At 68.0% G+C, this 22,993-nt stretch carries 19 protein-coding genes; 9 read left to right on the forward strand and 10 right to left on the reverse strand.

What is annotated here, in order from left to right; translation table 11 throughout:
• The first annotated feature begins 19 nt into the window (after positions 1–19).
• The gene (locus AC0Z6F_RS00450) at positions 20–412 is read left to right on the forward strand and encodes a diacylglycerol kinase (RefSeq protein WP_448123111.1); all 393 of its coding nucleotides are present in this window, start codon (positions 20–22) and stop codon (positions 410–412) included.
• 50 nt (positions 413–462) lie between these two features.
• Here AC0Z6F_RS00450 and AC0Z6F_RS00455 read toward each other — a convergent pair whose 3' ends face one another.
• The gene (locus AC0Z6F_RS00455) at positions 463–1,383 is read right to left on the reverse strand and encodes a M14 family metallopeptidase (protein ID WP_006371858.1); all 921 of its coding nucleotides are present in this window, start codon (positions 1,381–1,383) and stop codon (positions 463–465) included.
• A gap of 145 nt (positions 1,384–1,528) precedes the next feature.
• Between AC0Z6F_RS00455 and AC0Z6F_RS00460 the strand changes: the two genes are divergently transcribed.
• The 6 genes from AC0Z6F_RS00460 (at position 1,529) to AC0Z6F_RS00485 (ending at position 9,587) form a co-directional block, all read left to right on the forward strand.
• A complete protein-coding gene (locus AC0Z6F_RS00460) occupies positions 1,529–2,182 on the forward strand; it encodes a DUF3348 family protein (protein ID WP_485616505.1) in 654 nt (217 codons plus the stop codon).
• A 10-nt stretch (positions 2,183–2,192) separates the two neighbouring features.
• Positions 2,193–4,457, forward strand: a complete 2,265-nt coding sequence (locus AC0Z6F_RS00465) for a DUF802 domain-containing protein (RefSeq protein ID WP_032970766.1) — start codon at positions 2,193–2,195, stop codon at positions 4,455–4,457.
• Positions 4,454–5,092: an OmpA family protein gene (locus AC0Z6F_RS00470; protein WP_012511299.1), complete on the forward strand. Its 639-nt coding sequence runs from the start codon at positions 4,454–4,456 to the stop codon at positions 5,090–5,092. Before AC0Z6F_RS00465 ends, AC0Z6F_RS00470 begins: the two co-directional genes overlap by 4 nt.
• Entirely contained in the window at positions 5,016–5,459 is a 444-nt protein-coding gene (locus AC0Z6F_RS00475; RefSeq protein ID WP_485619012.1) for a DUF2894 domain-containing protein, read from the forward strand. The genes AC0Z6F_RS00470 and AC0Z6F_RS00475 overlap by 77 nt, the downstream gene beginning before the upstream one ends.
• 330 nt (positions 5,460–5,789) lie before the next feature.
• A complete protein-coding gene (locus AC0Z6F_RS00480) occupies positions 5,790–8,108 on the forward strand; it encodes a TonB-dependent receptor (protein ID WP_485616503.1) in 2,319 nt (772 codons plus the stop codon).
• 21 nt (positions 8,109–8,129) lie between these two features.
• Complete coding sequence (locus AC0Z6F_RS00485) at positions 8,130–9,587, forward strand: esterase-like activity of phytase family protein (protein WP_485616502.1); 1,458 nt, start codon at positions 8,130–8,132, stop codon at positions 9,585–9,587.
• 119 nt (positions 9,588–9,706) lie between these two features.
• On the opposite strand, the gene AC0Z6F_RS00490 is transcribed toward AC0Z6F_RS00485, so the two are convergent.
• The 9 genes from AC0Z6F_RS00490 to AC0Z6F_RS00530 form a co-directional block, all read right to left on the reverse strand.
• Positions 9,707–10,465: a 2,3-dihydro-2,3-dihydroxybenzoate dehydrogenase gene (locus AC0Z6F_RS00490; RefSeq protein ID WP_448123118.1), complete on the reverse strand. Its 759-nt coding sequence runs from the start codon at positions 10,463–10,465 to the stop codon at positions 9,707–9,709.
• Positions 10,456–14,346 (reverse strand): amino acid adenylation domain-containing protein, encoded by a 3,891-nt coding sequence (locus tag AC0Z6F_RS00495; protein WP_485616500.1) that lies wholly within the window; start codon positions 14,344–14,346, stop codon positions 10,456–10,458. Before AC0Z6F_RS00495 ends, AC0Z6F_RS00490 begins: the two co-directional genes overlap by 10 nt.
• Positions 14,343–14,600, reverse strand: coding sequence for a phosphopantetheine-binding protein (locus tag AC0Z6F_RS00500; RefSeq protein ID WP_006372122.1), 258 nt, complete (start codon positions 14,598–14,600; stop codon positions 14,343–14,345). The genes AC0Z6F_RS00495 and AC0Z6F_RS00500 overlap by 4 nt, the downstream gene beginning before the upstream one ends.
• Complete coding sequence (locus AC0Z6F_RS00505) at positions 14,597–15,232, reverse strand: isochorismatase family protein (protein ID WP_485616499.1); 636 nt, start codon at positions 15,230–15,232, stop codon at positions 14,597–14,599. Before AC0Z6F_RS00505 ends, AC0Z6F_RS00500 begins: the two co-directional genes overlap by 4 nt.
• Positions 15,232–16,884, reverse strand: coding sequence for a (2,3-dihydroxybenzoyl)adenylate synthase (locus AC0Z6F_RS00510; protein WP_485616497.1), 1,653 nt, complete (start codon positions 16,882–16,884; stop codon positions 15,232–15,234). The genes AC0Z6F_RS00505 and AC0Z6F_RS00510 overlap by 1 nt, the downstream gene beginning before the upstream one ends.
• A complete protein-coding gene (locus tag AC0Z6F_RS00515; protein WP_485616496.1) occupies positions 16,881–18,074 on the reverse strand; it encodes an isochorismate synthase in 1,194 nt (397 codons plus the stop codon). Before AC0Z6F_RS00515 ends, AC0Z6F_RS00510 begins: the two co-directional genes overlap by 4 nt.
• Entirely contained in the window at positions 18,071–19,267 is a 1,197-nt protein-coding gene (locus tag AC0Z6F_RS00520) for an MFS transporter (RefSeq protein ID WP_485616495.1), read from the reverse strand. Before AC0Z6F_RS00520 ends, AC0Z6F_RS00515 begins: the two co-directional genes overlap by 4 nt.
• 154 nt (positions 19,268–19,421) lie before the next feature.
• Positions 19,422–19,733, reverse strand: a complete 312-nt coding sequence (locus AC0Z6F_RS00525) for a DUF3817 domain-containing protein (RefSeq protein ID WP_032129991.1) — start codon at positions 19,731–19,733, stop codon at positions 19,422–19,424.
• A gap of 153 nt (positions 19,734–19,886) precedes the next feature.
• Positions 19,887–20,822, reverse strand: coding sequence for a TIGR03571 family LLM class oxidoreductase (locus AC0Z6F_RS00530; RefSeq protein ID WP_485616493.1), 936 nt, complete (start codon positions 20,820–20,822; stop codon positions 19,887–19,889).
• Positions 20,823–20,888: 66 nt separating this feature from the next.
• On the opposite strand from AC0Z6F_RS00530, the gene AC0Z6F_RS00535 reads away from it, so the two are divergent.
• Complete coding sequence (locus AC0Z6F_RS00535) at positions 20,889–21,338, forward strand: GNAT family N-acetyltransferase (RefSeq protein WP_485616492.1); 450 nt, start codon at positions 20,889–20,891, stop codon at positions 21,336–21,338.
• Positions 21,339–21,457: 119 nt separating this feature from the next.
• Positions 21,458–22,978 (forward strand): thioredoxin family protein, encoded by a 1,521-nt coding sequence (locus AC0Z6F_RS00540; protein ID WP_485616491.1) that lies wholly within the window; start codon positions 21,458–21,460, stop codon positions 22,976–22,978.
• The last annotated feature ends 15 nt before the right edge of the window (positions 22,979–22,993 follow it).

A 22,993-nucleotide genomic window follows, 5' to 3' on the forward strand; every position in this document is an offset into this window, starting at 1 on the left:
ACTTCATGGCAGGACCGGCATGCAGCCACCTTCCCCCAGGAACAGCGGCAAATACCCGCATGGCAAGACCGGCCTGCGCCGCATCTTCCACACGCTGATCCATTCGCGCGACGGCTTCATCGCCACCTTCCGTGGCGAAGCGGCCTTCCGGCAGCTGTTGCTGCTGCACGCACTACTGATGACCGCGGCCTTCGTGCTGGACATCAGCACGATCGAACGGGCCGTGGTGCTGGCCGTCTGCTTCATCAGCCTGCTGGTGGAACTGCTCAACTCGGCCATCGAAGCGGTGGTCGACCGCATCTCGCTGGAGCACCACCCGCTATCCAAGAACGCCAAGGACATGGGCAGCGCCGCCCAGACCACCGCGCTGCTGATGGTCGGCACGGTGTGGGGCGTGATCCTGCTGGGCTAGCTCCCGCCCAATCCGCCGGGTATGACCCGGCGCTACCCTGCGCTGATGCGTTACTGCGTGGCCAGGGCGAAATCCAGACCCGCGCATACCGCCGCCACCTGGGCGTCGTTGCATTCCTGCGGGTTGGTGCGCGGGCTGTCAGGGTAGACCTCGGTGGTGGTGGCAAAGCGCGCGTCGGTGAAGCCGGCGCAGGCACCGATCGAGCGCGATTCGCCCCAGACCACGCCCGGCGACTGCAGCGGCAGACCGACCAGGTTGCCTTCGGCGTCGGCCGGGGCGATGTGAGTGACCGGGGCGACGGCGGTGATCAATGCCTTCTGGAACTCGGCCTGCGGATCTTCGCTGTTGCCGATCACGTAGAAACCATCCGGAATGGTGTCGCGCTCGAACGGCTTGCCGTCGCGGGCACAGCGCGCCGGATCGAACTCGTGCAGGTCGCTGTCGGTGGTCTCGTGCAGGTCCAGGTGCACCAGCAGGTTCGGCTTGCGCTCGGCCACCCAGCGCATCAACGCGGCGGCCTCTTCGATCTGGCCGCCGTCACGGAAGCTGCGGTTGGGGTCGATCGCATCCGGGTTCCAGCGCTGGATGCGCTCGTAGCCCCACGGGCTGACGCACGGCGCCACGATCAGATTCAGCCGGCCCAGGTAACGCTCGGCCTGCTGTTCCAGGAACTGCAGCGCGCCGTGCACGCCGCTGGTCTCGTAGCCATGCACGCCACCGGTGATCAGCGCGGTCGGCAGCGCCGGGTTCCAGTCGTGGTTGACCACGGCGAACAGCGGGTAATGGTCAGGTGCATAGTCCAGCTGACCGTACTGGATTACATCGAAGCTGTCGTCCAGGCGTTCAAGGGCGGCCACCACGTCGTCGTGGTAGCTGCGCTGACGCTGCTGGCGGGCCCGCCACTGTGCGCGTTCCGCGTCGCCCCAGGGCTGTCCGGGGGTGCCGATCGGGTAGAACTGCGCAACAGTCATTGGGTACTCCAAGGGTCGAACGGGATGGGTGCAGCCGGTCATTCTAAGCCTTGTCGCGCCTGCGGGTCCCCTCCCCCGGCCCCGCCTTCATCCAGCCAAGGTCATCTGGTTGTAAAATCAACGGTTTTTGGCCCCTCACCCCTTGATGGCGAAAGCAGTGCAGCCGGTCCTGGGTGGACCGGAATTCCTCCGCCTGCTCGCCCGTCTCAGCGACGGCGCGATGCCGGCCAACAGTCCCGCCCTGACCGATCGCCTCGGCCAGTGGGTGGACTGGAGCCGTGCCGTGGCCTTGTCCGGGGCCCTCGGCGGACGCCTGCCCGAGCCCGGCGAAGCCGCCGAAGCGGCCGAGGATGTGCTGGCCGACTGCGCCCAGGCCCATGCCAGCCTGCGGGCCTCGATCAGCGAGGATGCGGAGGCCGAGCGCCTGCTGGACCTGGCCGAAGCCGCTGCAGCACCCAACTTCGCCTCGCTGCGCCAACGCTACCGGGTGCTGCAGCAGGCCATCCAGACCGCCACCGGGGGCCTGCGCGGGCGCCTGCGCGATCAGCTGGTGCAGGCTTCACCCGAGCTGGCACGGCTGGCCGAGGTCGATGCGGTGATGGAACAGACCCTCACCCCGCGCGAGCACAGCCTGCTGGCCACCGCGCCGGCAGTGCTCGGCGCCCGTTTTGAACGCGTGCACGGCCAGCCCGGCTGGCGCGCGGCCTTCCGCCATGACATGCGCACCCTGCTGCTTGCCGAACTGCAGCTGCGCTTCCACCCGATCGAAGGGCTGCAAGACGCCCTGCGCTCCCACTGACCGGAACACCATGTCCAGAACTGCTTTCCATGTCGTTGTTTTCCTTGTCGGCCTGCTGGCCGTGTGCTGGATCGGCATTGGCTACGTTTCGGTGCATCCGCTGGGTGCAGCGGTGGCGGCAATCATCGCGGCCTGCTACATCGCCGGTGGCGTCGAGCTCTACCGCTACCGCCAGGCCAGCAACGGCCTGCGCAGCGCACTGAGTGACCTGTCCAGCGCCAAGGAGAGCCTGTCGCCGTGGCTGGAGCGCGTACCGGTGGGCCTGCGCAACGCCGTGCGCCTGCGCGTGGAAGGCGAGCGCACCGCCCTGCCCGCGCCGGTGCTGACCCCCTATCTGGTTGGCCTGCTGGTGCTGCTGGGCATGCTCGGCACCCTGTTGGGCATGATGGACACGCTGCGTGGCACCGGCCTGGCCCTGCAGAGCGCGACCGACATGGCCGCCATCCGCGGCTCGCTGGCGTCGCCGGTCCAAGGCCTGGCGGTGGCATTCGGTACCTCGATCGCCGGTGTGGCCAGCTCGGCCATGCTCGGCCTGCTGGCGGCGCTGCTGCGCCGTGACCGCCTGCAGGCCGTGCAGCAGCTGGACCGTGCCATTGCCGGCGACCTGCATCCGTACTCGCAGGCCTGGCAGCGCGCCGAATCGCTGCGCCTGCTGCAGGCACAGTCCGCCGCGCTGCCGGCGCTGGTCGACCGCCTGCAGGCGATGACCAGCACCTTCGAACAGCACAGTGCGGCCGCCAATGAGCGCCTGCTGGCCGGCCAGGCCGAGTTCCTGACCCAAAGCCAGGCGCTGCAGGAACGCCTGGCCGTCTCGCTGCAGCAGTCGCTGCGCGAAGGTGCCGAGGCCAGCGCCGCTGCCATCGGTGGCGCGCTGCAGCCGATGGCCGAGACCACGCTGGCCGGACTGGCCCACCATGGTGAGGCGCTGCATGCCCGTGTCGAACAGGCGGTGCAGCAGCAGTTGTCTGGCCTGAGCGAAGGATTCGAGCGCAGCCGCGTCGCCACCGAAGCCAGCTGGGCCAAGGTGGTGAGCGAGCAGACCCAGGCACAACAGACGCTGGTGAGCGATCTTCGCCAGCACCTGCAGGCCTTCAGCGATGGCCAGGGCACGCATGCCGAAGCACTGGTCGCGCGCATCGGCGAGCGCCTGCAGGCCGATGCCAGCGGCAATGCCGAGGCCTGGCGCGCCGCCGCCGAGCAGCAGCAGGCACTGAACAGCGCGCTGGTCGAACGCCAGCAGCAGGCGTTGCTGGCCGCCAGCGAGCATCTGGACGCGCGTGCACAGGCGCTGCTGCAGGCACTGGAACAGCACCACAGCACCAGCCAGGCGCTGCTGCAGGATCACGAACTGCAGCGTTCGCAGCAGTGGCAGTCCGCACAGGCCGCCGCCGCGACCGCGCACGCCGAACTGCAGGCCAGCCTGGACAGCCGCGAGCAGCAGCGCCAGGCGCGCTGGGATGCGGTCAGTGCCGAACTGCAGCAGGCCCACGCGGCACTGCAGGCCCAGCTGCAAGCCGGCGACGAACAGCGCCTGCAGCGCTGGAGCGATGCCTTGCAGCATGTTTCCACCGACCTGGCCGAGCGCCTGCAGGCCAACGGCGAACGCCTGGCCGCGCAGCAGCAGCAGGTCTGCGACACGCTGGCCGAGACCGCACAGCAGATTGGCGAGAACGGTCGCGCACAGGCCAGCGCCACGCTGGCCGAAGTGTCTACCCTGCTGCAGACCGCCGCCGCCGCGCCCAAGGCTGCTGCCGACGTCATCAACGAGCTGCGCAGCACGCTGTCCGAGAGTCTTGTGCGTGACAACGCGATGCTGGAAGAACGCGGTCGCCTGCTGGCCACCGTGCAGACCCTGCTGGATGCAATCAACCACGCCTCGCACGAACAGCGCACGGCGGTGGACGCGCTGGTCGGCGGTTCGGCCGAGCTGCTGGAACGCGTCGGCAACCGCTTCACCGACCATATCGCCGCCGAGACCGGCAAGCTGGATGGCATTGCCGCGGCGCTCAATGGCAGCGCCGGTGAAGTGGGCCAGTTGGCCGGCACCTTCGGCGACGCGGTCGCGCAGTTCGGCAATGCCTCCACCGAGCTGTCCGGCCGCCTGGAACAGATCGGCGGTGCGCTGGATGCCTCGCTGGCGCGCAGCGACGAGCAGCTGGCCTACTACGTGGCGCAGGCGCGCGAGGTGGTCGACCTCAGCCTGCTGTCGCAGAAGCAGGTGATGGAAGAACTGCAGCAGCTGGCCACGCGCCGCGGCAAGGCCGGTAGCGCATGAGCGACGAGCTGGAGGTCGATGGCGGCTCGCACGCCCCGATCTGGGCCGCCTTCGGCGACCTGATGTCGGTACTGCTGGGTGCGTTCGTGCTGATCCTGGTCGGCGTGGTTGCCGTGCAGCTGGAACTGTCGCAGCGGCTGGACCAGGAAGTGAAGCAGCGCCAGGCCGAAGCCAAGCGACTGCAGACGCTGGAACAGGCGCTGGCGGGCCCGCTGGCCGCCGGTCGCGTGACGCTGGTGGATGGCCGTATCGGCATCAGCGGCAGCGTGCTGTTCGCGCTGAACTCCGACCAGCTGCAGCCGGAAGGCCAGGAGCTGCTGCGCAGCCTGGCCGCACCGCTGGCCGCTTACCTGGGCACGCGCGAAGAGATCCTGATGGTCAGCGGCTTCACCGATGACGCGCCGGTGCGCGAAGGCAACCGCCGCTTTGCCGACAACTGGGAGCTGTCGGCGCAGCGATCGCTGACCGTGACCCGCACCCTGATCGCCGATGGCGTCCCAGCCGATGCGGTGTTTGCCGCCGCGTTTGGCAGCGAGCAGCCGGTCAGCTCCAATGCCGATGAAGCCGGCCGCGCGCGCAACCGCCGCGTGGAGATCGCACCGATCCCCAAGCCCAAGGCCGCGGATGCCAAGTAAGCCGCCCGCACTGGATGGCCTGCGCGCACTGGTGCGCGACCTCGATGCGGGGTCGCGCTCGCTGCCGCATTACCCGCAGGTGCCGATGCTGCAGCAGGTGCAGCGCGAGTGGTCGGAACTGCGCAGCGAACTGCAGGTGCGCCGTTCGCTGCGCACCGAGGCCCCGGCCGATGGCGGTCCGCTGAATTCGGCGGTGCTGGTGCAGCGCATGCTGGACACCATGCAGGCCACCAGCCCCGGTTATCTGCGCCACTTCATTGACTACGTGGATACTTTGTCCTGGCTGCAGGCGCTGCAGGATGGTGCCGCCAGCGGCGGTGATACGCCGAAGCCGAAACGCACGCGCAAGCCGCGCAACGCTGGGTAAGCATTTTGTAGCTGCCAACCTCGGTTGGCGCTCCTTCACCATGATGCTGCGCATGCCAACCAAGGTTGGCATCTACCGTGATCCTGAAGCGTTTGTAGAGCCGAGCCCATGCTCGGCTCCGGGAACAAGCAGCCGAGCATGGGCTCGGCTCTACATGCCTGCGCCTCACAACTGATGAACATGTCACCAGACAGTCATCTGTCTAGCGCACCATTTTCACGTTGATCCACGGCGCCTGCAGCGCCACCGGTCGCATCGGTTGTCCCACCTTTCGAACTCCATGAGCTCCGCGCCCGTGCGGTGGCTCGTGCCTGCCTGAGTGTCCGTAACATGACGAAGACTTTGTTGGCCGCTGCGCTGTCGATCGCGCTCGCTCCCGCGGCTTGGGCGCAGGATGCTGCCCCGACCTCCACTGGCACGTCCGCCACCGATCTCGATGCGGTTTCGGTGATCGGCAGCGGGGAAGCGCGCCAGGTGCAGCGCATCACCCGCGAGAACCTCGACATCCTTCCGCCGGGCACCAGCCTGCAGAAGACGCTGAACCTGCTTCCGGGTGTCAACGCGCAGTCGGCCGATGCGCTGGGCACCAACGAGCAGTCGATGACCCTCAGCCTGCGCGGCTTCAACTCCACCCGCCTCGGCTACACGCTCGACGGCGTGCCGCTGGGCGATGGCGCGTACAACAACTACAACGGTCTGACCATCAACCGTGCGCTGATCAGCGAGAACATGGCCGGCGCCGAACTGGCGGTGGGCATCGGCAGCCTCGGTACGCCATCCACCAGCAACCTCGGCGGCACCATTTCCTATACCTCCGACCGCCCGGCCCAGGAACTCGGTGGCCGCGTGGTGCAGACCTTCGGCAGCGATGCCAACCGCCGCACCTTCGTGCGCGTGGACAGCGGCGAGTACAACGGCTTCTCCGGCTACGTTTCCGGCATGAACGCGGTATCGGACCTCTGGAACGACCAGACCGCCTACAACAAGTCCACCACCAAGCAGTTCAATGCCAAGGGCGTGTGGAACTTCGGCCGCGGCCAGATCACCGGCTTCGTCGATACCTCGCGCACCACCCAGGCGGACTACTTCTACCTGTCCAAGGACGAGATGTCGCGCGGGCTGGGCTGGGACTGGGGCGGCTACGCGCCGGACTGGAACAAGGCGGTGGCCAAGGCCTACTGCAATACCGCCAGCCTCAACGCGAAGAAGTGCGACAACAGCGGCCCGGACAAGGACGCCGATGGCGCCTTCACTGCCGGTCAGATCCTGCGTGACGACAACCTGTACTACCTGGCCGGCGACTTCTTCCTGGCCGATGGTTTCAGCCTGCGTGCGCTGGCCTACCACCACGACGACCGTGGCGAAGGCCACAACTGGAACAGCGGCGCGTGGTCGAACAAGGGCACCGCGCAGGAGATTCCGATCATCTTCCGCAATACCATCTACACCATCGACCGCGACGGCGGCACGCTGTCGTTCGACTGGGAGCTGGGTGCACATCGCATCGAAGGCGGCGTCTGGTACGAACGCAACACCAGCAGCGCCGAACGCTACCAGACCGCCGTGGATGGGCCGCGCGACCTGAGTGGCATGAACACCCTGCCCTCCGACGTCGGCGTGTTCGCCCAGCGCACGCGCTGGAAGACCCATCAGTTCTTCCTGAAGGACACCTGGCGCCTGCTTGATGACCGCCTGACCCTGGAGTTCGGTGCCAAGAGCCCGCACGCCACCTCCGATGCACAGGCACTGCCGGGCGACGCGAAGACGCCGATCTCGCCGACCTCCAACAACCAGTTCGCCACCGGTTCGTTGAAGGCCAGCAAGAATTTCCTGCCCAGCATCGGCGCCAACTTCCGCCTGACCGAGCACCACGAAATCTTCGCCAGCTACGCCGAGAACATCGCCATGTTCCAGGGTGGGTTCAAGCTGGGCCCGCAAGCGGTCAGCCAGGCGACCTGGAACGCTCAGGGCAATCTGAAGCCGGAGGAATCGCGCTCATTCGAAGCCGGCTACCGCTTCGTCACCGATACCCTGCAGGCCTCGATTGCGGCCTACAGCGTGCGCTTCGACAACCGCCTGCTGCAGTACAACCCCTGTGATTCGCGCCAGCCGGTGGGTCCGACCTGCGGCAACCGCTTCTACAACGTAGGCGGCGTCGACAGCCGCGGCGCCGAGCTGACCGTGCTGTGGACCCCGAACAAGCACTTCAGCTGGTACACCTCGGCCTCGCTGAACCGTTCGACCTACGCCTCCAACTACGTGCAGGCCGGTGTCGAGCAGCAGATCAAGGGCAAGATCCAGACCGACACGCCCAAGCAGCTGCTGGCCACCGAGATCACCTGGCGTGACAACGGCTGGTTCGCCAGCCTGCGTGGCAAGTACACGGGCGAACGCTTCTACACCTACACCAACGACCAGGGTTTCGGCGGCTTCACCGTGTTCGATCTGGCCGGCGGCTACGACTTCGGCCAGGTCGGATTCGCCAAGGGCATGCGCCTGTCGTTCAACGTGACCAACCTGACCGACAAGCGCTACGCCAGCAACCTGGATTCGAGCGTGTTCGCACCCAGCGACCCGGCCGGCAAGCTGTACGTGTTCCATGCCTCGGCACCGCGCCAGGTGTTCGGTACGATCGACCTTCGCTTCTGATCTTCCGCCCGGAGTCCACTGATGTTCGCGACCGCCCTGCTGCTGGCCACCCTCTCCGCCAGCGGATACTCCGCTCCGCATGAGGCAACGGGTGCACCACCGCGCACCCTGCAGCTGGGCGGTCGTACCTACGTGGATAAAGGCCTGATCGCTGCCGGGCGGTTGCCCGCGGGCACGGTGGATTTCCTCGGCGACACACTGGGCTCGTTCTCGTCGCTGGCGGTGCAGCCCGGCACCTGGAAGCGCACCGCCAGCGGCTACGAAGGCGTGCTGTGGACCCTGCCCGACCGCGGTCGTAATGATCCCGAGGCCGGCCTGTTCTACGACTACGCCGGTCGCGTGGAGCGCATGCAGCTGCGCATCGACGTTGCCCCGGACAAGCCTGCGCTTGGCACGCTGAGCATGGTGCCCGACAAGGGCGTGGTACTTAAGGATTTCAACGGCCAGCCCTTCACCGGTGCCGACCCGGGCGACCACACGATCACCCAGCGCGAGGTGGTGTTGCCCTCGCCGGCCAGCGGCGCAGGCGCGGGCAAGGTCTCGCTGGATGCGGAGTCTCTGCAGTTCACCGCCGATGGCCATTTCTACATCGGCGATGAGTACACCGCCAACGTCTACTACTTCGATGCGCAGGGCCAGCTGCAGGGCGTGATCATGGCGCCGCCGGCGATCCGTCCGCAGCGCGATGGCAAGCCCGCCTTCGGTTCGCTGGCGGCGCCGCAGACTGGGCGCCGCAACAACCAGGGCGTGGAAGGCATGGGCCTGTCCCCCGACGGTACCCGCCTGTTCGTGGCCCTGCAGAGCGCGACGCTGCAGGACAGCGCAAAAGGCAACGCGGCCGGGCGCATCAACACCCGCGTGCTGGTCTATGACGTGACGGCCTCGCCGACGCCACAGCAACCTATCGGCCATTACGTGATGGCCCTACCCGCCTACGCGCACGACGGCAAGGGCAAGCTGGACCGCACTGCCGCGCAGAGCGAGCTGCGCGCACTGGACGCGCACCGTTTCCTGCTGCTGGCCCGTGATGGCAATGGCCTGGGCAAGGACGGCGACGATCCGATCGTCTACAAGTCGGTGCTGCTGGTGGATGTGGCCGATGCCAGCAATCTGGCTGGCAGCACCTACGAAACCGGCACGACCTCGGTACTGGCTGATCCCATCGGTACCACGTTGAAGGCAGGCATCGTGCCCGCACGCAGCGACGAACTGCTGAACCTGCTCGACCGCCCCCAACTTGCGCGTGCCGGGCTGGACCTGGACACGAAGCGCGGCCCACATGCCGGGTTGCTCTCGGAAAAGTGGGAGGCCATGGACGTGCTGCCAGCGCTGGACCCGCAGCATCCGAACGACGTGCTGTTGCTGATCGGCAACGACAACGACTTCATCGCCCGCCGCTGCCGCATGCAGGGCCAATCCTGCGACAGTCCGTACGACAACGACAACCGGGTGCTGGTCTACCGACTGACCCTGCCCTGACGGAGAACAGACGTCACGCTCTCTGTAGAGCCGAGCCCATGCTCGGCTGAGGCAGAAAGCAGCCGAGCATGGGCTCGGCTCTACAACCCCCGATCCATTTCATCGCAGATAGGGTGCTATCACCCGCGCAAGGTGGCGCCGCCGTCCACGTACAGGTCGCTCATCGCCACGTGCCCGGCCTGCTCGGAGAGCAGGAACATCACCGAGTGGGCGATGTCTTCCGGGGTGGCCAGCTTGCGCAGCGGGATGCCGGCCTTGTACGTCTCCAGGTTGCCGGCAATCACCCGCTCTGCGCCATGCTCGTCCTGCCACATGCCGGTCTGCATCGGGGTCAGCGTTGAACCCGGGGCGACGATATTGCAGCGGATGCCCAGCGGCGCCAGTTCCAACCCGAGGCAGCGGGTGAACATCGTGGCGGCGGCCTTGGACGCGGCATAGGCGGCCATGCCGTGCCGCGGCACGCCGGCGGCATTCGAACTGACGGCGACGATCGCGCCCTGTCGCCGTGGTGACATCACCCGCGCCAGCGCACGCCCAACATGGAACACGCCATCGGCGTTGACTGCGAACACCCGGCGCCAATCGGCATCCGCGGTCTCCGCAACAGCTCCCACATGCAGAACACCCGCCACACTGGCGGCAAGGCCAATGGCCCCGATGCTGGCTTCCACGCGATCCACCAAGGCGTCCACCGCTGCGCTGTCGGTCACATCGAGGGCAAACGCCTGCACACGTGCATCCGCGACCACGGGCGCCTCGCGATCGGTTGCCACCACCGTGCAGCCGGCCTCGGCCAACAGCCGTACCAGGGCCTCGCCGATGCCGCCGGCGGCGCCGGTCACCAGTGCCACGCGACCTTCAAAGCCGGTCAACTGCATGTTGCGATCTCCTGTTGCTCATCCCAGTGGCGCAGGCGCGCCGACAACCACGGTGCCAGCTGCGCCACCGCATCGCGTCCCGTCAGCTCGGCATGCAGGAACGGCAGTTCCAGCGCCTGCACCTTGCGCGCGTGCGTGCGCCACAGCGCCGACTGCAGCTGCGGCCGCGTCTGATGATCCCGGCCAGCGCGCACGTGCACCAGCGTGCCGTCGAACGGTTGGTGGATGTGTTCGCGGATCAAGCGATTGGTGCCGGTCACCGCACGCACCACGCCATCGAGCACTACATCCGGCAGGCTGCCGAGCGCACTACCACCGCGACGCAGGAAGGCAAGAATGCGTTCACGGCTGTCCAGCTCCGGATGCGCCTCCGGGTCATGGCCGGCAATCGCCAGCAGCGCACGCAGTGCGGCGATGGCATCCGGTTCCGGCTCGGCCCGCCAGCATTCGCTGGGATAGGCGTCGAGCAGCACCAGTTCACCGACTTCACGCCCGATTTCATGCAGGCGCACCGCCATCGCCTGGGCGAGGATGCCCCCCACCGACCAGCCCAGCAGATGCACCGGTCCCTTCGGCTGCAACGTGACCACCCGCTGCACATAGTTATTGGCCATGGCTTCGATGCTGGACGGCAACGGCTGCTTCGGATCCAGCGCGGGCGACTGCAGGCCATATACCGGGCGTGCCGGCTGCAGGGCGCGCGCCAGCGTCCGGTAGTTCCAGGCGATGCCACCGGCCGGGTGCAGCACGAACAACGGAGTGGGCCCATCAGCGTCAGTCGCAGCCAGCGAGATCACCGGGCCCAATGCGTGGTCGGCCAGCGCCGGCGGTTCGGCAATGCGCGTCGCCAATGCGGCCACGGTCGGCTGCGCGAACAAGGCACCGAGGCCGAGGTCACAGCGCCAGCGTTGTTCGATGGCCAGCAGCAGGTGCACCGCGGACAGCGAGTCGCCGCCGAGACTGAAGAAGTCCGCATCCACTGCCACCGCTGCCTCGCGGCCCAGCGCCTGTGCGAACAGCATTGCCAGTTCCTGCTCCAGCGGCGTGCGCGGCGCCAGTCCGGCAATCTCGCTCTGCGGCGGCTTCGGCAAGGCGTTGCGGTCGAGCTTGCCGTTGGCAGTCACCGGCCACTGATCCACGCCAACGAACGCCGACGGCACCATGTAGTCCGGCACGTGCGCGGCCAGGTGGCTGCGCAGCATCACGGCATCGGCAAGCGCCGCTGGCACATAGGCCACCAGCCGGGCATCACCGGGTGCATCCTGGCGCAGCAGCACCTCCACCCGCTCCATGCCCGGCAGCATACGCAGTGCCGCCTCGATCTCGCCCAGCTCGATGCGCAGGCCGCGCAGCTTCACCTGGTGGTCGCTGCGGCCCAGGTATTCGACTGCGCCGTCACTGCGCCAGCGCGCCACGTCGCCAGTGCGGTAGATGCGCTCCCCTGGCAGGAAGGGATCGGCCAGGAAGCGTTCGGCGGTCAGGTCATCGCGGCCGAGATAGCCGCGTGCCAGCTGCACGCCGCCAAGGTACAGGTCACCAGCCACGCCCACCGGCAGCGGCTGCATCCGCGCGTCCAGCACGTACAGGCGGGTGTTCCAGACCGGGAAGCCGATCGGTACCGGCCGTGAGCGGTCCTGCGCAGAGGCCGGCCAGTAGCTGACGTCCACGGCCGCTTCGGTCGGGCCATACAGGTTGTGCAGTTCGGCCTGCACGCGCCCATGGAAACGATCACGCAGCGATGCGTCCAGCGCTTCGCCACTGGTGAACACGCGGCGCAGCTGCAGGTCTTCGGAGGCCGGCGCGGCAAGGAACGCGTCGAGCATCGACGGCACGAAATGCGCGGTGGTGATGGCATGCGCACGGATCAGCCGCGCCAGCTCGGTCGGATCGCGATGCGCGTCCGGGCCCGCCACCACCAGCGCCGCTCCGCACAGCAGCGGCAGGAAGAACTCCCAGACCGAGACGTCGAACGTGGCTGGGGTCTTCTGCAGAACACGGTCATCGGAACGGATGCCGTAGTGCTCGCGCATCCACAGCAGGCGGTTGACGATGGCGCGGTGCTCGATGACCACGCCCTTCGGCTCGCCGGTCGAACCGGAGGTATAGATCACATAGGCTGCATCGCTGGGCGCCGGATCGGCCCACGGTGCTGCGAAACTCAGCGCGGTCCATTGATGGGGGGCAAGCACCGGCACGCCGTTCGTGCGCGCCGATACCTCTGCCGCAGCCAGTACGCACGCCGGCTGCGCCGAGGAGAGAATGCGCGCGAGGCGCTCATCGGGATGGGCAAGGTCCAGCGGCAGGTAGGCGGCACCCGCACGCAGCACCGCCACCAGCGCGATCACCAGTTCCAGCGAACGCGGCAGCGCCACCGCCACCACGCTGCCCGCACCGACCGCCATCGCCCGCAGCTGTGCCGCCAGCGCGAAACTGCGGGCCTCCAGCGTGGCGTGGTCCAGCGCGACGTCACCGAAAACCAGCGCAGGTGCGTGCGAATCACGGTCCATGCCCTGCTGCAGCAGTTCAACCAACGTGGTCGGTGGCAGCGCATGCGCGGTGGCATTGAAACCATGCACCACCTGCTGCGCCTCTTCGACGGTGGCCAGCGGCACGGCCTCGATCTCTTCAGCCTCCAGCGCCGCCGACACGAAATGAAGCAACCGCGCCGCGTGCGCCTCGACATCCTCGCGACTGTACAGCGCGGGATTGCCCTCGATCTCCAGATCCAGCAGGTACTGGCCGTCACCACGGAAGCCAAGCGTCAGATCATCCACCGGCCCGGTGCACAGCACCTCCAGCGTCGCCTGCACGCCGGTCAGTGCCAGTGGCTTGTAGAACGGCTGCACATTCACCAGCGGACCGTGCAGGCGCTGCTGCGCGCCGACCAGGCCCAGGTCCCGGCGCAACTGCTCACCGCGGTAACGGCCGTGCTTGCGGCCCTGGCTGAGCTGCCGGCCCAGGCCGCGGGTAAAGGCCTCGACGCTGCCCTCACCGGCCGCCACACGCAGCGGCAACACATTCATCACCATCGCCGGCACCCGCGCCGATGCTTTGCCGAGCCGCCCCATGTAGGGCACCCCCAGCACCACTTCATCGGCAGCGCTCATCCGCCGCAGGTACTCGGCCGACAACGCGGCCAGCACATCCGGCCAGGGCTGCAGCCAACGTACCGATACCTGCAGCAACTGCTCACGGAATGCCGCATCGAGCGGCTGCACCCAGCGCAGCGCGTCGTCACTGGCCGCGAGCGTACCGGCCAGGCCCGCGCCCGCCGGCGCGCCCTGCAGCTGCCCGCGCCACCACTGCCCGGCCTGCGCGCGGCGCGGATCGGCACGATAAGCGGCATCATCGGCCAGCACGCCCGCCAGCCCCGGCAGTGCCTCACCCGCACGACCGGCATACAAGGCGCACACGCGATCAGTAAACAGCGCCATGCCGTAACCATCCGCGGCCAGATGATGGACGCGCAGGTACCAGGCCCAGCGCTGCCCACCCAGATCGAACAGCACTTGCTGGCTGATCCTGTCGCGGGTTGGATCGACCGCGCTGAGCCGGTCGGCCTGCATCAGGGCACGCGCCGCCGATGCCGGGTCGGTCTCGCCGGATAGATCGCGCACCGACAGCAGCGGCACGTGCGACGGGTCATGCCACTGCAGCGGCTGGCCGTCGGCCCCCTCGGCAAAGCGCAGCGCGAAGGCCTCGGCTTCAACCGCCGCCCGGTGGGCAGCCGCCATGAACGCGACCACGTCCAGCGGACCGTCGATCCACACCGCATGTGCGGTATTGAATGACGGATTGTCCGGTGCCAGCCGCTGCGCGAACCACAGTCCGGCCTGAGCCTCGGTCAGTGCCACCGGCGTGGCCAGCACAGCGACGTTCATGCGTTCTGCGCGGCCTGCAGCTTCTGCACCACACCCCACCACTGGCGCAGCGTGGTGTGCTCGGCCAACTGCGAGAATTCCAGCGGCAGGCCGGTATTGCCCCAGGCCAGGACCAGCCCGAGCATGCGCATCGAATCCAGGTCCAGGTCGATCAGGTTGTCGTCGTCACCGATCTCGGCCGGCGTGCACTCCAGCACACGCGCCACATCGGAGCGCATCCGCTCCAGATCCAGCACTTCACTCGTGGCGGTCATCGCAGCACCTCCAGCAGCTGATCGGTGGTCATCGGCACGCCACAGGTGCGTGCGATCCAGTGCAGCGCCTGATCGTGATCGGCACGCGAGAAGTCCGCCACCGCATCAGCCGCGATGAAGGCCTCGATATCGCGCTGGAAGGCCTCGACCGCGGTCGCGGTGCAGCCGATATGCGCGTACACGCCGGTGACCAGCAGCTGGTCGCGGCCACGTACCCGCATCAGCGTCTCCAGGTTGCTGCGCTGGAACGCGCTGTAGCGGTGCTTCACCAGCACATGCTCGCCCGGCTGCGGTGCCAGCGCCTCGATGATCGGCTCATGATCGGCACTGCGGCTCATACCCGGGCCCCACAGGTCGGCCTGCAGGCCACGGTCACGGCGGTCCTGGTCGCCATGCTGGGCGGTGTAGAACACCGGAATGCCCTGTGCGCGGCAATGCGCCAGCAGGCGCACGATATTGTCCACCGCCGGCCGCAGCGGCGTACTACCGGCGTCGAATGCCGCCAGGAAGTAGCGCTGCATGTCATGCACCAGCAGCGCAATACGATCACGCTGCGGGCGCCAGGGGCCACGCGCCTGCGGCAGTTCGGCGGCGGTCGGCAAGGGGTAATCGGTGATACGGGGCAGCGCCATCAGCGCGTTCCTCCTGTCTGTTGCAGATGACGCGCACGCAGCTGCGCGCGCAGTTCGCGGCGGCTGATCTTGCCGACCGCGGTGGTATCGAAACTGTCGACGAACACGACCTGGTCCGGCACCTTGAACGCCGCCAGGCCGCGCGTACGCATCCAGGCCTTCAGTGCCGGCGCCTTGATCGGCTCCCCCTGCTGGATCACGAACGCGCAGCTGCGCTCACCGAGATACTCGTCGGGAATGGAGACCACGGCCGCGTCGAACACACCAGGGTGGGCCAGCAGGTGATCTTCAATCTCCTCGGCGGAGATTTTCTCGCCCGCCCGGTTGATGTGGTCACCGGCACGGCCCTGCACCACCAGATAGCCACCGGCCAGCTGCTGCACGCGGTCACCGGTTCGGTAGAAACCGTCGTCGGTGAACGAGCGCGCGTTGGCCACCGCATCGTTGTGATAGCCACGGATGGTGTACGGGCCGCGGGTCAGCAGATGGCCCACTTCGCCTTCGGCCACCGGCTGGTCGTGGTCATCGACCACGCGCACTTCGTCGTCCGGGCTGATCGGCCGGCCCTGGCAGGCCACGATCAGTTCCTCCGGATCATCCAGCCGGGTGTAGTTGACCAGGCCTTCGGCCATGCCAAACACCTGCTGCAGGGTGCAGCCCAGGCTGTCGATCACGCGCCGCGCAGCTTCCGGCACAAGCTTGGCGCCGCCCACCTGCAGTACCTGCAGGCTGGACAAGTCATGCTTGCTGCTGGCGGCCGCCTGTGCCCACAGCAGCGCCAGCGGCGGCACCAGGCCACAGCAGGTCACGCGCTCGCGGGCGATCAACGGGAACGCCGCATCCGGGCCGGGGCCGGGGCTGAGCACTACGCGGGCGCCTGCATACAGCGCGCCGAAGAAGCCGGGCGAGCTCATCGGGAAATTGTGCGCGGCCGGCAGCGCGACCAGATACACGCTGTCGCGGTCGATGCCGCAGATGTCATTGCTGGCGCGGAACGAATAGATGTAGTCGTCGTGGGTACGCGGAATCAGCTTGGACAACCCGGTACTGCCACCGGAGATCTGCAGGAACGCCACCGACTGCGGATCCGGATCGGCCGGCAGCTGGCTGCGGTCGCCCTGCAGCGACTCCAGCGCGGTGAACTCCGCTGCATCGCCATCGATGACCACGTGGCGCAGCGCCGGCACCTCGGCCTGCAGCGCCCGCGCCAGCCCGCGATGATCAAAGCCGTCGTGCAGGTCGGCAGTGATGTAGGCACTGGCCTCGGCCTTGTTCGCGAAGTGCACCAGCTCGGTGATGCGGTGCGCAGGCAGCGCGTACACCGGCACCAGTCCGGCCCGGAACAGGCCACAGATCGTAGTGATGAAGCCGGCGGTGTTGCCCAGCTGCACCAGCACCCGCTCACCGGGCTGCAGGCCGAGTGCCAGCAGGCCCGCGCCGATGCGTCCGGCCTCATGCCACAGCTGCGCGTAGCTCAGGCGGACATCACCGGCGACCACCGCGATGTCATCCGCATAGCGTTCCGCACGCTCATGCAGGAATGCCGGGAAGGTCTCGCCGCGCCAGTGACCGGCCTCGCGATAGCGCGCCGCCAGCGCATCGGGCCATACCTGCTTCAGTGGCAGGCGGGAGGAATCAATGGAGGTATTCATGCGGCAGGCTCAATGGCGGGCGCGGATTCATGGACACCCAGCGCGTTCAACAGGGCAGCGAACTTCGCCGCGGTTTCGGCCACCTCGGCCTCGGGTTCCGATTCGGCGACGATGCCGGCACCGGCATACAGGCGCAGCTGCGTGCCCTGCAGGCGTGCGCAGCGGATCGCCACGTACCAGTCGCCGTCACCCTGCGCATCCAGCCAGCCCACGGCGCCGGCGTAGAAGCCGCGCGGCACCGGTTCCAGTTCGCGGATGCGCTGCAGTGCCGCCAGCCGCGGCGTACCGCAGACCGCCGGCGTGGGGTGCAGCTGTGCCAGCAGTTCGGCGGCAGACGTCTGCGGATCCTTCAGGGTGGCGTGGATGCGGGTTCCCAGATGCCACATGCTGGCGGTGGCATGCAGCACCGGCCGTGGCTGTGCATCGATGTGGCTGCAGTACGGTGCCAGGCCCTCGACGATGGCGTCCACCACATGGCGATGCTCGTCATGGTCCTTGGTCGAGGCCAGCAGCGCCTGCGCGGCACGCTCGTCCTCGGCGGCATCGGCGCTGCGGCGTGCTGAACCGGCGAGCGGATGCGACAACAGTTCGGCACCGCGCTTGCGCAGCAGCAGTTCCGGGGTTGCCCCCACCAGCCACGCCGGCGCCTGGCCCAGCTCCACCGGCAACGGCACCGCGTAGGTCGCCACCGACGGATCCGCGCCCAGGCGTGCCAGCAGCACGTCCGGCGACAGCGCCTGGCGGGTGCGTGCCAACAGGCTGCGCGCCAGCACCACCTTGTGCAGGTTCTGCTCGGGCGCACGCAGGACCTGCACCGCCGCGGCAACCGCTGACGCATAGTCCTGCGGCACAGGCTCGGCCCGCAGGTCGCCGTCCAGCGGCGGTGCGGCCTGAGGTTGCAGTGCCAGCGCCGGCAGCAGGCGCTCGGGCTGGTACAACGCATCGTCCGCACGCGGTTCGAACGGCACCGCGCCAACCAACAGGCCCGGACCGCCGCGCTGCTGGGCAAAGAACTCCGAAACGCGCTCTGCCAGCGTCGCCAGTGCACCGGTCGGCAGCGCGGCGCGGCACCCGCGTGCGTGCACGTGTTGGCCCGCATGCTGCAGCAGGAACAGCGACGCGTCGTCGGTGTTCTCCTGCGGCGCAGGCGCAGCCTCCGGCCACACGCCCTGCATCAGGGAATCGTTCATGAGGTCTCCTTCATCCGATACGCGGCGGCCAGCGCGCACAGCAACAGCAGCAGCGCGCCGACCAGCAGGTAAGGCAGGCTGGGCCCACCGCGATACAACAACGTGCCAAGCATCGGTCCGGCCACCATGCCCAGCCCCTGCGCGGCAGCAACGGTGCCGGCGGCAGCGCCCTGCTCATGCGCTTCCACCGCATCGGCGGCCAGCGCCTGGAACGAGGGGAATACGAAACCCATGCCGAACGCGGCCAGCGCATACGCCGCCGGCAACTGCCAGGCCTGCTGCACGCCAGCCACCGAAGCGAAACCGATGCCGGAAATCAACGCACCCAGGATGATCCAGCGCCGCGGATGCACCTCCAGCTTCATCACCAGCGCCTGCGCCAGGATCAGGCCGACGCCAACCGCTGTGAGTGCAATGCCGGCCATGCGCGCGCCCGCAGCTGCATCCAGGCCGAGGCGGTCGATCGCGAAGAAGCCGACCGTGACCTGCGCGATGGTCACCGAGACCATGGCGATGAACGCCGCCAGCTGTGGCAGGCGCAGGCGCGGGTCGAGACGGCTCATCGGCTGGCGGCGTTGCGCAGAAGCGCTCTCCACCGGCGGTGTGGCCGGCAACCGCCACGCCAGCAATGCCAGAGCAAGCAGCGGCAACAATGCGGCCACATACAGCGCCAGCGACAGATTCGTATAGGCCAGCCAGCCAGCGGCGGCCGGGCCAAGCACCATGCCCAGTGCGTTGGCGCTGCCCAGGCGAGCGAGGAATTTCGCACGCTGCCCGGTCGGTGCCTTGTCGGCAATCAGCGCGGCAGCGGTAGGAGGCACCGCGGCGTAGAACAGGCCGATCAGGCCACGCGCACCGACCAGCACCAGCACCGATACCAACACAGGCGGCACCGCCTGCAGGGCCACGTCGATGAACACCGCCAGCGCGATGTAGACCACGGTGTAGGCACTCATCGCCAGCATCAGCACGCGCTTGCGGCCGATGCGGTCGCTGAGCTGGCCCCACGGGCGCGCGGCCAGCATCCACAACACACCGGCGGCGGTGACCGAGAGGCCGGCATGCCACTCGGACAAACCGAGCATGCGGACCACCGGGCCGATCACGGCGACGAAGGACATCATCGCCATGGTGCCGATCAGGGCAGCCAACACCAGCGCCGGCAAGCCGGGAACGACGGGACGTGCGTGCATGAAACACCAGCCGTAACAGGAAAGGATGGCCGGGCGCGTCTGTACGCCCCCGCCCGGCATCAGTCCTGCTCAGGGCCCGATGCCATCTTTAAATGATAACGGCTCGTATTTGCATTTGATACCCATTCTCTTGAATGGGCATGCAACAGTGGGTTCAGCGCATTGCACGCAGGCCCAGCAGACCACGGCGCTTGAACCACCACTCCAGCGGCAGCGTCACCAGCGGCGGGATCGCTGCCAGCAGGGCCAGGGCACTGGCCCACCACGGCCAGCGCAGCCGCACCGCCGCGAACAGGGTGACCGCCACGTAGACCAGGAAGGCCACGCCATGCAGCGGCCCGAACAGCTTCACCAGTGCAACGTTGGCCATGGGGCCGTACTTCATCCACATGCCGATGAGCAGGCCGGCCCAGGTCACGGCCTCGATGAAAGCGACCGCGGCGAACAGGCGTCCAGTCGGGTGCATGGGGGAACGTTGGGTCACAGAGTGCTCCGGCGTCGGGATATCAAATGCGAATGATACGCAGATGCGAACGTTCCGGACACCGGCGGGTAGCGCCGGGCCATGCCCGGCGAGCGCAGCGGGGCAGCGATATGGCGTGTCCACCAAGGTGGACACCTACCGGAGCACATCCGGCAGGACCTGCTCGCCGATCTCGCGCAGCACCACGTCCATCGGCCGTCCGTTGTCCACCAGATTGAACATCACATGCGCCACGCCCTGCGCATGCACGCGCCGCAGATAGTCGCGCAGCCCGTCGCGGCCGACCTTCAGGCCCAGCGGCAATGGCTCGGCTGGCGCCTGCGGATCCGTCTGCAGGTCCAGCAGCATCGACTGTACGAACGGCTTGCCCGGCCCGCCGCGCTGCACCAGCGCCTGCTGCCACAGGCCGATGCGTCCTTCCTGCGCCACCTCCTCGCGGTGATAGGTGGCCCAGCCTTCGCTTTCACGCGCGATCCATTGCAGGCTCTGCCGCGCAGTACCCACCACCAGCATCGGAATCCGCGTTGCCGGCGCCGGCAACACGTCGAAACCACCGGTCGCCTGCAGTACGGCGGTCCGTTCATCGGCCTCTGGTGACAACGCTGCGCGCAACAACTTCCAGCGCTCACGGAACGCCGCCGCCCTGCCCTCCAGATCCTCACCGAACGCGGCAAATTCTTCCGGGCGGTCACCCGAACCCAGGCCCAGCACGAAGCGCCCGCCACTGATCCGGTCCAGGCTCAAGGCCGACTTCGCCACCTGCAGCGGCTGGCGCAATGGCAGCACGATGGCTGCGCTGCCGACCACGATGCGCTCGGTCGCGGCAGCCAGCATGCCCAGCCACAGGAACGGGTCATCCAGCGCACTCGCTGTTGCATCCGGGCCCTGCGGCACCATCAATGGCACGTCGCGCGTCCATAGCGCGGCGAAGCCAAGATCATCGGCCAGCCGTGCGATGCGCCGCGCCTCGTCCGGGTCGGCCAGTCCATGCGCCGCAACCGGCGTCATCAGGCCCAGGCTCAGTCCTTGTTGAGGAAACAACGAAGCATGGGCGGGATTGAATTCACTCATGACGCCAGCTTAGCCTGCAGGTCTGCGGCAACGATGATGCGCCGCCCACTACAGGAAGAACACTGCATGCCAAGGATCCGCCCTGCCCACGCCGATGACCTGCCTGCGATCAGCGCGGTATGCCTGGCCGCGTTCAACGAGGCAGTGGCGCCGTCTCTCAGCGCGGCCGGCATCGCCACCTTCGGCAGTGTCGCTGCAGCCGATGCGTTTGGTGCACGCCTGCAGGGTGACAACCACATCCTGGTGGCCGAGCAGGATGCGCGCGTAATCGGCATGGTCGAACTGAAGGAGGGCCGGCACCTGGCAATGCTGTTCGTCGATCCCGCCTGCCAGGGCCAAGGCATCGGCCATGCCTTGTTCGAAGCCGTGCTGCCGCAGGTACGCGAGCCGGTACTGACGGTGCGCGCCTCGCTCAATGCAGTGCCTACCTACCTGCGCTATGGCTTTGTGCTGGATGGCGAGGTCGGCGAGATCAACGGGCTGGTGTACCAGCAGATGGTGCGGGCAGCGGCCTGAAGGCATCCGCCCGGCAATGCCCGGTGGGCGTCATGCCCTGCGGCACGCCTGTCATAAGCAAACTGAATCAGCAGGCTCCCCGGCGGTTCCTACAATGGCCTGTCACCCTGCCCTTCGAGATGCTGCCGATGCGCGTCGCGCTTTCCGTGTTGCTGCTGGCTTCGGCGCTGAGCGCCTGCACCCCGGCCCCGGTATCCACCGCCAACTCTGCCGAGGCACCCGCGCCGGCATCCACCATCGCCTGGCGCCAGGGCGATGTGGACGATGCCTTCGCCGAAGCCGCCGACAGCGGCAAGCCGGTGCTGCTGTACTGGGGTGCGGTCTGGTGCCCGCCGTGCAACCAGCTCAAGGCGGGCCTGTTCAAGGACCCGGCCTTCATCGCGCTGACCAGCAAATTCGTTCCGGTCTACCTGGATGGCGACGAGGAAGGTGCGCAGGCCTGGGGCGAACGCTTCGGCGTACGCGGCTATCCGACCCTGATCGTGCTGGACCCACAGCGCAACGAAATCACCCGCGTGGCCGGTGGCAATGACGCCGCCGAACTGACCCGGGCACTGACCGTCGCCGCCGGCCGCCGCAGTGCTGTTGCGGCCACCTTGGCCACCGCGCTGGCAACGCCGGACCGACTGGCCGCCGAAGACTGGCAGGTGCTGGGCGACTATGGCTGGGAAGTGGACGCCAACCGCCTGGCCGGCGAGCGCAGGAGCCAGGACGTGCTGCGCCAGTTGTCCAAGGCGGCACCCGACGCCGCCCTGCAGCGCCGTTTCGCCCTGCTGGCTCTGGCCACAGCCGAAAAGCCCGATGCCTCGCCCACCGAAGTGCGCGAGCTGCTGCAGGCCGTACTGGCACAACCGGCGGAAGTGCGCCGCAACCGTGAATTGCTCGGCTATGCAGGCGTGCAGCTGGTCAAGCAGGCCAGTGCCGGGCCGGCCACCAGCAACACGCTCGGACAGCAGCTGCTGGTCGCACTGGAGCGTGCAGACGCCGAGCGCGGTGATCGCGCCGACGACGCGTTGTCGCGTGCGCTGACCGAAGTATCGCTGGCCCGCCAGCAGCAGCCCAAGGGCGCGCTGCCCGCGGCGCTGGTCGAGCGGGTCAAGCAGCGCGTGGCCGCTGCCGATGCCGCCGCCACCGATGCGCATGCACGCCAGGCCACGATCAGCAGCGCGGTGTACGCATTGCGCGAGGTAGGTGACGACGCGGGTGCCGAGGCGCTGTTGCTGGCCGAGCTGAAGCGCAGCGAGCAGCCGTACTACTACATGCCCGAACTGGCCGAACTGGCCGAGCAGCGCGGCGACACCGCCGGTGCGCTGGAGTGGCTGAAGCGCGCCTACGATGGTGCGCAGGGCCCGGCCACCCGCGTGCAATGGGGCGTGCTGTACGTGGAAGGCCTGCTGAAGCTGGCGCCGGACGATGCACCGCGCATCGAGCAGGCGACCGCGTCGCTGATCGCCGAGCTGGAGGCACAGCCGTCGGGTTACCACCAGCGTACCCGCCAGCGTTTCGAGCGCCTGGCCGGGCAGTTGAAGGCGTGGAGCGGCAAGCACCAGGGCGCCGAAACACTGGCGCGACTGCAGCAGCGGATGCAGCAGGCGTGCGGCGAGCAGGTGGATGGCGCCTGTAAGGACTGGTTGAGCTGAGTTGATGAAAGCGCT

The sequence above is a fragment of the Stenotrophomonas sp. 1L-E-5-B-C3 genome (genome assembly GCF_057292075.1).